The 10,786-nt window shown below is 68.7% G+C and carries 9 protein-coding genes and 1 tRNA gene; 7 read left to right on the forward strand and 3 right to left on the reverse strand.

Features of this window, described 5'->3' with window-relative positions:
* Positions 1–156 precede the first annotated feature (156 nt).
* From QZX79_RS08380 to QZX79_RS08390, 3 genes are all read right to left on the reverse strand, one after another.
* A complete protein-coding gene (locus QZX79_RS08380) occupies positions 157–930 on the reverse strand; it encodes a sigma-70 family RNA polymerase sigma factor (RefSeq protein WP_294567490.1) in 774 nt (257 codons plus the stop codon).
* A 150-nt stretch (positions 931–1,080) separates the two neighbouring features.
* A complete protein-coding gene (locus tag QZX79_RS08385) occupies positions 1,081–1,395 on the reverse strand; it encodes a hypothetical protein (protein ID WP_294567492.1) in 315 nt (104 codons plus the stop codon).
* 1 nt (position 1,396) lies between these two features.
* Complete coding sequence (locus tag QZX79_RS08390; protein WP_120165578.1) at positions 1,397–1,921, reverse strand: MarR family winged helix-turn-helix transcriptional regulator; 525 nt, start codon at positions 1,919–1,921, stop codon at positions 1,397–1,399.
* Positions 1,922–2,053: 132 nt separating this feature from the next.
* Between QZX79_RS08390 and bcp the strand changes: the two genes are divergently transcribed.
* From bcp to QZX79_RS08425, 7 genes are all read left to right on the forward strand, one after another.
* The gene (gene bcp, locus QZX79_RS08395) at positions 2,054–2,524 is read left to right on the forward strand and encodes a thioredoxin-dependent thiol peroxidase (RefSeq protein ID WP_294567494.1); all 471 of its coding nucleotides are present in this window, start codon (positions 2,054–2,056) and stop codon (positions 2,522–2,524) included.
* Between the two features lie 46 nt (positions 2,525–2,570).
* A tRNA-Leu gene (locus tag QZX79_RS08400) sits at positions 2,571–2,652 on the forward strand.
* Between the two features lie 314 nt (positions 2,653–2,966).
* Positions 2,967–3,662, forward strand: coding sequence for a fasciclin domain-containing protein (locus QZX79_RS08405; protein ID WP_294567496.1), 696 nt, complete (start codon positions 2,967–2,969; stop codon positions 3,660–3,662).
* 209 nt (positions 3,663–3,871) lie between these two features.
* On the forward strand, positions 3,872–5,587 hold the full coding sequence (locus QZX79_RS08410) for an ABC transporter substrate-binding protein (RefSeq protein WP_294567498.1): 1,716 nt from the start codon (positions 3,872–3,874) through the stop codon (positions 5,585–5,587).
* 64 nt (positions 5,588–5,651) lie between these two features.
* Positions 5,652–7,148: a malate:quinone oxidoreductase gene (locus QZX79_RS08415; protein ID WP_294567500.1), complete on the forward strand. Its 1,497-nt coding sequence runs from the start codon at positions 5,652–5,654 to the stop codon at positions 7,146–7,148.
* 50 nt (positions 7,149–7,198) lie between these two features.
* Positions 7,199–10,543, forward strand: a complete 3,345-nt coding sequence (locus QZX79_RS08420) for an efflux RND transporter permease subunit (RefSeq protein WP_294567502.1) — start codon at positions 7,199–7,201, stop codon at positions 10,541–10,543.
* A gap of 115 nt (positions 10,544–10,658) precedes the next feature.
* Positions 10,659–10,786, forward strand: a 128-nt coding sequence (locus QZX79_RS08425) for an LLM class flavin-dependent oxidoreductase (protein ID WP_294567504.1), incomplete at its 3' end; no start/stop codon positions are given.

Below are 10,786 nucleotides of genomic sequence, written 5' to 3' on the forward strand. Positions count from 1 at the left end.
TCGGCGAAACCTTCGCCACGGAGCCGGACCCCGAGCTGCTCGCAGTGACCCCCGATGCGGTGCTCGCGGCGGCCTCCCGGCTCGGCGTGTACTAGCCCGCGCGCCCGCCCGGGCCCGATCGCCCTTGCCCGCCGGGACCGCGGGAGCGGACCGGGTTCAGGCGATCCGGATGTCCGCCGACCCGCTGCCCGCCGCGCCGGCCAGCCGCTCCTGCAGCAGCACCAGGATGCGGGCCAGTTTCCGGGACACCTGCATCTGCGTCATCCCGAGGTGCTCACCGATCTGCTGCTGGGTCTCCTCCTTGAAATACCTCCGGTACAGCAGCTCCTTCTCCGCCGCAGTGAGGCCGTTGACCGCCGCCCGCAGCGAAACGAGGTCATCGCTGCGCTCGATGCAGTTATCCGGCGAGGGAAGGGTGTCCCCCCAGCTCTTGCCGTCGAAGGGTGCGTCGAGCGACTCCGGCCGCAGGCTTGTGGAGCAGGTGAGCGCCTCGGCCACCACCGGCTCCTCGGCGCCGAGCTCGGCCGCCAGCTCCCTCGTGGTCGGTTCCCGCCCGAGCCGCTGCGCCAGCACGGGGGCGGCCCGCACGGCTTCGGTCCTCAGGTCCTGAAGGTGGCGTGGCGGTCGGACCACCCAGCAGCAGTCACGCAGGTAGCGCTTGATCTCGCCGGTGATGGTGGGAATGGCGAAGGAGGCAAAGGGCACCCCCCGGGCCGGATTGAACCGCTGCACAGCCTTGATCAGGCCGAGGTAGGCCACCTGCCGGATGTCCGCGGCGTCCGGGCCGAACGAGGAGAAGGACCGGGCCACCGACTCGGCCAGGCTCAGGTGCCGCAGCGCGATGTCGTCCTGCAACGCGGCCCGCAGTGGCCCGTCGGTCCTGCCATGAGGCTCAAACGGGGGCGTCGGGGCGGCGGCAGGATTCGACATATGGTTCTCCAGTTCGGTGTGTCCAACTGACACCCCCAAGGAACCACGGGCCACCGGGCCCTGCAACGATTAATTAAAAGTTTTACTCCCGAAAATCTTCTATTTTCAATTCCGATGGAGTATGCGTTCTCGGCGATTTTCGCGCCGCGCTCAGCTGACGCTCCAGCCGTCGTTTTCGCGGAAAACCGCGACGATCCGGCCCGAGCCGGCGTCCAGGGAGCCCGCAGGATCGTCGAACAGGGTGGCTTCGACGGCTTTGCTCGAGGCGATCACTTCCTCCGCTGCCGTCTTCGCCTCTCCGACGGACGACGCGAGGACGGCGCTGCGCACCGGCAGGGCCGCCGCATCGACGACAGGAACTTCCGTCTCGCTCAGGGGAAGAGTGGGTTCGGGGTGGTCCTGCAAGGGAACGGCGATCTCACCGCCGTCCACCGGGGGGACGACGTACTCGAGGAAGAAGGCCATGTCAGCTGCCGATGGTGGCGGTGGGTCCGGAGGACTCCGGCCCCGGCACGGCGTCGTCCTGGAGTGCGGAGGCGACCTCCGGGGCCGCCGCGGCGGCCGCCCAGTTCCATCGAGGGGCGCCCAGTTCTTTAATGACGCTCTGCAGATGCGTGCGGAGTTCATCGGAGACGAGGCCGCCGCCTGCCACGAGGGTGCGTTCGACGTCGTCGGCCCGGGTGAGCACTTCACGGCCGGCGTCGGTGATGGAGACAAGGTGGGACCTGCGGTCGAGGTCGTTCCGCACGCGGGCCACATGGCCGCGGGATTCGAGCCGGGCCAGGGTCTTGCCCATGGTCTGGGCCTGGACCCGGACGATCTGGGCGAGGCTCGCCTGCGTCATGGCGCCCTGCGATGCGAGGACTCCTAGTGCAATCACTCCGGCGTGGGTAACGCCAATGTCCACCAGCCGCTCATTCCAGGCGTGCTCGACCAGGCGGGCAGCCGTCGTCAGCAGTCGGCCTGTGGGCCATTGCTCCAGATCCGGCATGAAATTGTGCACTCCCTTTCGCTAAGCTGATCAACGCTCATGGATGGCGCCAACCCGTCCCCTTTATGATAACTAGGCGTCCCAGTCATTTTTAATGCCTTCGCGCCGCCCCTATTGAACTGAGGAACCCGCATGACACAACAACTGTCGGCCGGAGATCATGCCCCCGACTTTACGCTCACTGACGCGTTTGGCAACTCGGTGTCGCTCTCGGAGTTCCGCGGCGAAAAGGTCGTCGTCTACTTCTACCCGGCGGCCGCCACCCCCGGCTGCACCACCCAGGCCTGCGATTTCCGTGACAACCTCTCCTCCCTCGCGGCGGCCGGGTACCGGGTCCTGGGAGTGTCCCCCGATGCACAGGAGAAACTCCGTGCCTTCAGCGAGGACGAGCACCTGACGTTCCCGCTGCTCTCCGATGAGGACCACAAGGTCGCCGAAGCGTGGGGCGCGTGGGGTGAGAAAAAGAACTACGGGAAGACCTACGAGGGCCTGATCCGCTCGACCGTCGTCCTCGACGAGGGCGGACAGGTCGCGCTGGCACAGTACAACGTCAAGGCCACCGGACACGTCGCGAAGCTGCGCCGCGACCTCGGGGTTTCCTGATTCCCGTAGACTAAAGGCCGACGCTGCGCTTCCGCGCAGCGTCGGCGCGCGAGTGGCGGAATTGGCAGACGCGCTGGATTTAGGTTCCAGTGTCTTCGGACGTGGGGGTTCAAGTCCCCCCTTGCGCACTTCAGCGCCGGCCCCCGGCCCCCGGCCGGCGCCCAACGGCACCCTGGTCTTCGCACCGGGGTGCCGTTCTTTCGTTGGCGCGTGCCCGGACCCGCCCTCCCACGGCGGCCGCGCCGGAAAATCCGTCCACGCTCCGCCCTTCCCATCCGCCCTTCCCCTCTCCCTCCCCCGCCCGGCGGAATAATTTCGGCTCCGACCCATCCGACTTCGACGCACGGTCGAAGTACCTCCGAGACATCGACACGATGCGCTCCACCCCCCAGCAAGCGGCCCGACCTCCCCCACCGGGCCGAGTCGATCAAGGAGAAATCTGATGGAACTCACCAAGCGCAGGAACCTTTCCGTCCTCGGACTCGCAGCCGTCTCGGTGCTCGGTCTGTCGGCCTGTGGCGGCGGCGGCGATGCAGCCTCCGAGTCGGCCCCCAGCGCCGAGAGCATGGAGACCGAGGCCGCCGAGTCGATGGCACCGGAGAGCACCGGGGAGGCCTCCGGCGAGGCAATGGACCCGGCGGCGAACCTTGTCGGGCCCGGCTGCGCCGACTACGCGGCCGAGGTTCCCGACGGCGCCGGCTCGGTCGAAGGCATGGCCCTCGATCCGGTCGCGGTAGCAGCCTCGAACAACCCCATCCTGACCCAGCTCACGGCCGCCGTCTCCGGCGAACTGAACCCCGACGTCAACCTCGTCGACACCCTCAACGGCGACGAGTTCACCGTCTTCGCCCCGGTCGATGACGCCTTCAAGGCGCTGCCCGCCGAGACCGTCGAGGCACTCAAGACCGACAAGGACCTGCTCTCGGGCATCCTGACCTACCACGTGGTGCCCGGCAGGATGCTTCCGGCCGACCTTGAGGGAACCACCCAGACCACCGTCCAGGGCGGCGACGTCGAGATCACCGGGTCGGGCGACGAGCTGATGGTCAACGGCATGAACGTCATCTGCGGCGGCGTCCAGACAGCCAACGCCACCGTGTACCTGATCGACGGCGTCCTCACGCCGCCGGAGGGCTAGGAACCTCCCTGGTGTAACTCCTCTAACGTGACCAGGGAACCTGGACGGGCCCCCGCACTCGCCGTGCGGGGGCCCGTCCTCTGTGCGGAACGGCCCGGAGCCGGCACAGCCAGCACGCCGCAAGCCGGGGCGGCCGCACCGGCCGGATCGCCTAGACTGAACTTTCCAACCACCTAGCCGGGCGCTGCGCCCCTTTGGAGAATCTGGCTGTGAAGAAAACCGCCGGGCGCGTCCGGTCCCGTCGCGTCCTCCGAGTCCTTGCCGCGGCCGCCGTAGCGCTCAGTCTTCCCGCCTGCACCTCGACGCCGCCCGCGCCGCCGTCCCCGTCAACTCCGGCGCCTGCCTCCTCCGCCGCACCTGACACCACCTTCCGGTTCGGGGCGGCAGCCGACCCCACCGGCCTTGACCCCGCGATGGCCACCGACAGCGAATCCTTCCGGGTCACCCAGCAGCTGTTCGAAGGCCTCGTCGGCATCGACCCGCTGACCTCCGAGCCGGCACCGCTGCTGGCCGAGTCGTGGGAGGAACGCAACGAGGGCCGGGCCTACGCCTTCGAGCTCCGGGAGGACGTCGTCTTCCATGACGGGGAGCCCTTTGACGCCGAGGCGGTGTGCGCCAACTTCTCCCGCTGGTTCAACACTCCCCCCGCGGCGCGCGGCGCGGCGGGGGCCCTTTCCTTCGAAACGGTCTTCCTGGCCTTCTCGGACAACGCCGAGGCCTCCCTGTACAAGGGCTGCCGGCACCTGGGCGGGCATGAGGTGCTCATCGAGCTGAACAGCCGGATGACCGAGTTCATCCCCGCCCTCGCGCTGCCTTCCTTCGCCATGTCCTCCCCGCGGGCCCTGGAGCAGCTGGAGGCGGACGAACTGACCGAAACCCGCGAGGGAGTCCGGCTGTCACGGTATGCCCTGGCACCCGTGGGCACCGGCCCCTTCCGGCTCGAGAGCTGGACCGGGGACGAGGTGCGGCTGACTGCGTCCGACTCCTACTGGGGGGACCGCGGCGAAGTCACCGACGTCGTGTTCACCACCATCGCCCACCCCGATTCCCGGCTGCGCGCCCTGAAGGCGGGCCGCATCGACGGCTACGACTTCGTCACCGTGGAGAACGCCGCCGAACTGGCCCGGGCGGGCCAGCAGCTGCTGCAGCGCGACCCCTACTCCGTGCTGTACCTGGGGCTGAACCAGAACTTCCCGGGCGTCGACAACGTGCTCTTCCGCCAGGCGGTTGCCCACGCCATCGACAAGGAGGCGCTGATCGAGGGCCGCTTCCTCAACGGCACCAAGGCGGCCCGCCAGTTCCTTCCGCAGAAGCTCGGCGTGAGCAGCGAGTCCGTCCCCTCCTACAACCACGACCCGGACAGGGCCCGGGAGCTGCTCGAGGAAGCGGGCTATACGGGGACCCCCCTGCCCTTCTACTACCCGCGCAACATCTCCCGGCCGTACCTTCCGGCCCCGGAGAAGATCTACGCCGAACTGAGCAGGCAGCTCACCGCCGCCGGGTTCAACCTCAAACCCGTGGCCGTCGACTGGAACGAGGGCTACCTCGACCGGGTCCTTGAGGACGGCGACCGCGCCTTCCACCTGCTGGGCTGGAGCGGGAGCTACCAGGACCCCGACAACTTCGCCGGTGCGCTCTTCGGCAAATACTCAAGCGAGTTCGGCTTTCGGGACCCTCAGTTGTTCAGCAAGATCACCCGGGCCGGAACCCTGCCCAACGGCGAGGACCGGCGGGAGGCCTACGCCGACATCAGCGCCCAGATCGCCACGCGGCTGCCGGCCGTTCCGCTGGCCTTCCCGATCTCGGCCCTGGCCATGTCCCCCCGGGTGGCCTCCTACCCGGTGAGCCCCGTCATGAACGAGGTCTTCAACCGGATCGACCTCGACGGGGTGCCGGCCCCCGGTGGCGACGCAAGCTCCGGCTGATTTAATTATGGTGGCTCCCAGCCGTTAGGCTTCAAGGGCTAGGACCTCGTGACTGGAGACAACGTTGACTGCACAAAGCCAGGCGGCATCATCCGCATCCACCACCGACGTTGTCCTGATCGGCGGGGGCATCATGAGCGCCACGCTCGGGGCGTTCCTGAAGCAGCTTCAGCCGGACTGGGACATCTCCGTCTTCGAGCGCCTCGACCGCGCCGGCCTTGAAAGCTCCGACCCGTGGAACAATGCCGGGACCGGGCACGCGGCGCTGTGCGAGCTCAACTACTCTCCGGCGGGCAAAGACGGTTCGGTGAATCCGGCCAAGGCCGTGGCGATCAATGAGCAGTTCCAGGTCTCGCGCCAGTTCTGGGCCCACATGGTCTCCAGCGGACACCTCGGGGACCCCCGCAACTTCATCAACCCCGTGCCCCACATGAGCTTTGTCTGGGGCACCGCGAACGCGGGCTACCTGCGCCGGCGGCATGAGGCCCTCAGCGCCCAGCCGCTCTTCCGCACCATGGAGCACTCCGAAGACGCGGCGACGATCGCCGAGTGGACTCCCCTGATCATGAAGGACCGCAACCCCAGCCAGCCCGTGGCGGCTTCCCGGGTCGCCGGCGGGACCGACGTCGACTTCGGTGCCCTGACGCGCGGGCTCACCACCTACCTCGAGGGCAACGGCGTCGAACTGAACTACCACCACGACGTCGTCGACGTTTCCCGTGCCTCCAGCGGGCGCTGGGACATCAAGGTGAAGAACCGCGGCACCGGTGCAACCCGGACGGTCAGCACGAAATTCGTCTTCATCGGCGCCGGCGGCGGTGCCCTCCACCTGCTGCAGCGCAGCGGCATCCCCGAGGGCAAGGGCTTCGCAGGCTTCCCGGTGTCCGGGCAGTTCCTGCGCTGCACCGACCCGGACATTGTGAACCAGCACAACGCCAAGGTGTACGGCCAGGCCTCGGTCGGCGCGCCGCCGATGTCGGTGCCGCACCTGGACACCCGGTTCGTCAACGGTGAGCGGTCCCTGCTGTTCGGGCCCTACGCCGGCTTCTCCACCAAGTTCCTCAAGCGCGGCTCCTTCCTCGACCTGCCCGGGTCGGTCCGCCCCTCCAACCTGGTGCCGATGCTCGCCGTCGCCAAGGACAACGTCCCGCTCACCAAGTACCTGATCTCCGAGGTCCTGAAGAACCGCGAGGCCAAGAACGAGGCCCTCAACCAGTTCGTTCCGTCGGCCAACGGCGGCGCCTGGGAACTCATCACCGCCGGCCAACGTGTACAGGTCATCAAGAAGGCCCCCAAGACGGGTGGAATTCTGCAGTTCGGAACGGAAGTCATCACCTCGGCCGATGGGTCGGTGGGGGCGCTCCTCGGCGCATCGCCGGGGGCGTCCACGGCGGCTCCGATCATGGTCGAACTCCTGAAGCGGTGCTTCCCGGCAAAGATGTCGGGCTGGGAGGCGAAGCTGAAGGAAATGATCCCCGGATACGGCGTGAAACTCAATGAGAATGAGGAGCTTGCCGCGGAAGTCCAATCGATGACTGATCGGGTCTTGAAACTCCAGTAAGCCGCGGCTGCCCCGGGACACCAGGCACCGTCAGCACCGAAGGCAGGCCAATGTTCCGTCTGGCGCAGCTCTCCCTGGGAAACCGGGCCCTGATTGCGTTGATCACCGTTTTTGCCTCGGTGTTCGGCGTGATCACCGTCGGCTCGCTCAAGCAGGAACTCATCCCCTCGCTCGAGTTTCCCCGGATCACCGTGATCTCCTCGGTGCCCGGCGCCTCCCCGGAATACATCGACAAGCAGGTCAGCGGCCCGCTCGAAACCGCGCTCAGCGGTGTCGAGGGGCTCGAAACCTCCTCGGCCACCTCCCGCAGCGGCGTCTCCACCGTCAACCTCGAGTTCGTCTACGGGACGAACCTCGACCGGGCCCGCGCCCAGGTGGACCGGGCCATTTCCGCGGTGCGGCCCAACCTCCCCGAGGACGTCGAGCCGCAGGCACTGGCCGGCAGCATCGGCGACTTCCCGATCGCCTTCCTGGCCATCTCCTCGGACCGCACGCTCAGCGAGCTGAACGACGAGCTGACCCGGCTGACGGTGCCCCGGCTGCAGAAGCTCGAAGGGGTCCGCTCGGCGGACATCACCGGCGGCTCGCGGCAGCACATCTCGGTGCTTCCCCGCGACGGCGCCCTCGCCGAGGCCGGAGTGCAGGTCCGGGACATCGTCGACACCCTCGAAGCCAACGGCGCCCTGTTCCCGGTGGGCACCCTCGAGGAGGACCTGCGCTCCCTCACCATCCAGGCCGGCAGCCCCGTCGCGTCCCTCGAGGACATCCGGGGCCTGCCCGTGCTGCCCTCCGAGCCGGCCGGGACGGCCGAACCGGCCCCCGAGGCACCCTCGACTCCGGCCGCCCCCGGCTTCCCCGCGCCCGGCATTCCGGCGCCGGACGTTCCCGGTGGCGCTCCGGGCTCCCCCGGTGCGCCCGGCGCCCCCGGCTTCCCAGACCCCGCGAACCCGTCGCCCGCCGAGCCCGCACCGGCTCCCGGCGCCGATCCGGTCACTATCGGGGAGATCGCCGACGTCGAACTCGCCGACGACGCCGCCACCTCGATCACTCGAACCAACGGCGTCGAAACCCTCGGCCTCACCATCACGAAGGTGCCCGACGGCGATACGGTGCGCATCTCCCGGGCCGTCGGGGAACTCATCCCCGAGCTCGAAACGGAGCTGGGCGACGGCGCCAACATCACGGTGGTCTTCGACCAGGCGCCCTTCATCGAACGCTCCATCAAGGACCTCACCACGGAGGGGCTGCTCGGCCTCGCCTTCGCCGTCGTCGTAATCCTGGTGTTCCTGCTGTCGGTGCGCTCCACCCTGGTCACCGCGATCTCCATCCCGCTCTCACTGCTGGTGACCTTCATCGGTCTCTACGCGGCCGGGTACTCCCTGAACATCCTCACCCTCGGGGCGCTGACCATCGCCATCGGCCGGGTGGTCGACGATTCGATCGTCGTGATCGAGAACATCAAGCGGCACCTGAGCTACGGCGAGGAAAAACGCACGGCCATCCTGACGGCGGTGCGCGAGGTGGCCGGGGCGGTGACGGCCTCGACCCTGACCACCGTGGCGGTGTTCGCGCCCATCGCGTTCGTCGGCGGGCTGGCGGGTGAGCTGTTCCGTCCCTTCGCCGTCACCACAGGGATTGCCCTGCTGGCCTCCCTCGCGGTGTCCCTGACCATCATCCCCGTCCTCGCCTACTGGTTCCTGCCCCGCACCCGGACTACCGACGTCGACCATGCCGCGTCCGAGGCGGCCCGGCAGGCGCGGGCCCGGGCGGTCGAGGATGCCCACCGGGCCGAACGCCGCTCCTGGCTGCAGCGCGGTTACCTCCCGATCCTCCGCGGAACTCAGCGCCACCCCGTCTGGACGCTTACCGCCGGCGTGCTGGTGCTTGGGGCAACGGCCGCCATGGTCCCGCTGCTCCAGACCAACCTGCTCGGCAGCAGCGGCCAGAACAACTTCAGCATCTCCCAGACCCTGCCGGCCGGCTCAAGCCTCGCCACGACGGCCGCAGCGGCCGCACGGACCGAGGAAGTGCTCGCCCGGGACCCGGCCATCCGCGACATCCAGCTGACCGTCGGCAACGCCCAGGGCGCATTCGCCGCCCAGTTCTCCGAAGGGGCCTCGGTGGCAAGCTTCACCGTCACCACGGACGAGGACGCCGACCAGGACGCGCTGCAGGCAAGGATCCGGGACGACCTCGAGCAGCTCACCGGTGCCGGGGACTTCTCGCTCTCGAGCCAGCAGGGCGGCTTCGGCACCTCAAGCACCATCGACATCAACATCACCGCTCCGGTCCCCGAGGACCTCCAGCGCGCAAGTGATGCGGTGGTCGAGAGCCTCCAGGGCATCGACGGCGCCGGCGAGATCACGAGCAACCTCTCCGCCGCCCAGCCGCAGGTCCAGATCAGCGTGGACCGCGCCGCCGCGGTCGCCGCGGGGCTCACCGAAGGGCAGATCGCCGGCCTGCTCGGCGGCAGCATCAGCCCGGTCCCTGCCGGAGTGCTCCGGCTGGAGGCCACCGACTATCCCGTCCTCATCGGTGAGGGAACACCCATCACGAGCCTGGCCCAGCTTGAGGACCTGGTCATCCCGGCGGCCGGACGCCCGGTGCCCCTGACCGAGGTGGCCACCATCGAAGAGGTCCAGGTCCCGCTGACTGTCACCAGCGCCAACGGGGAGCGCACGGCACGCGTCTCGGTCACCCCGGCTGGCGACGACCTGGGCGCCCTGACCGCGGCGGTGTCGGACCGCCTTGACGGCGTGGACCTGCCGGCCGGAGCCACCGCCACGGTCGGCGGGGCGGCGGCACAGCAGAGCGAATCCTTCGGCCAGCTCTTCATTGCGCTGTGGGCGGCCGTCGCGATCGTGTACGTCATCATGGTGGCCACCTTCAAGAGCCTGCTCCAGCCCCTGATCCTGCTCGTCTCCATCCCGTTCGCCGCGACCGGGGCGATTGCGCTGCTGGTGATCACCCGCATCCCGCTCGGACTGCCCTCGCTCATCGGCATGCTCATGCTCGTGGGAATCGTTGTGACGAACGCCATCGTGCTGATCGATCTGATCAACCAGTACCGCAGGCCGCGGGACGGCGAGCCCGGGCTGGATGTGGCCGAGGCCATCCTGCAGGGCGCCCGGCAGCGGCTCCGCCCCATCCTGATGACCGCGCTGGCCACGGTCTTCGCCCTGACGCCACTGGCTTTGGGGCTGACCGGCGAGGGCGGCTTCATCTCCCAGCCGCTTGCCGTCGTCGTCATCGGCGGGCTGGTCTCCTCCACCGCCCTGACCCTGATCCTGGTGCCCGTTCTCTACCGGCTGATCGAGGGACGGCGGGAACGGCGCGCCCGCCGCCGTGAAGCGTCCGACCGCGCGGAGCAGGCCCGGGAGACGGTGCCGGCCTAGCCCGCCCTGACCTGCACCGGCCCGTACCGGCGTCCGGACCGGCCCGCCCGGCCGGGCGCCGGTACGAACCGGCGTATAATTGATGCAAACGCATCTACCCGAACGAGGAGACCCCGTGCAGATCGGCATATTTACAGTCGGTGACGTCACCGTTGACCCCACCAATGGGACCGCGCCCACCGAATACGAGCGCATCAAGGCGATGGTGACGATCGCCAAGCATGCCGAGGAGGTCGGGCTCGA

The sequence above is a fragment of the uncultured Arthrobacter sp. genome, assembly GCF_902805515.1.
Lineage (GTDB): Bacteria > Actinomycetota > Actinomycetes > Actinomycetales > Micrococcaceae > Arthrobacter_D.

Excerpts from the sequence above, each read along its gene's own strand:
- QZX79_RS08380 (WP_294567490.1), bottom strand. The coding sequence starts at position 930 with ATGTCGAATCCTGCCGCCGCCCCGACGCCCCCGTTTGAGCCTCATGGC.
- QZX79_RS08385 (WP_294567492.1), bottom strand. The coding sequence starts at position 1,395 with ATGGCCTTCTTCCTCGAGTACGTCGTCCCCCCGGTGGACGGCGGTGAG.
- QZX79_RS08390 (WP_120165578.1), bottom strand. The coding sequence starts at position 1,921 with ATGCCGGATCTGGAGCAATGGCCCACAGGCCGACTGCTGACGACGGCT.
- bcp (WP_294567494.1), top strand. The coding sequence starts at position 2,054 with ATGACACAACAACTGTCGGCCGGAGATCATGCCCCCGACTTTACGCTC.
- QZX79_RS08405 (WP_294567496.1), top strand. The coding sequence starts at position 2,967 with ATGGAACTCACCAAGCGCAGGAACCTTTCCGTCCTCGGACTCGCAGCC.
- QZX79_RS08420 (WP_294567502.1), top strand. The coding sequence starts at position 7,199 with ATGTTCCGTCTGGCGCAGCTCTCCCTGGGAAACCGGGCCCTGATTGCG.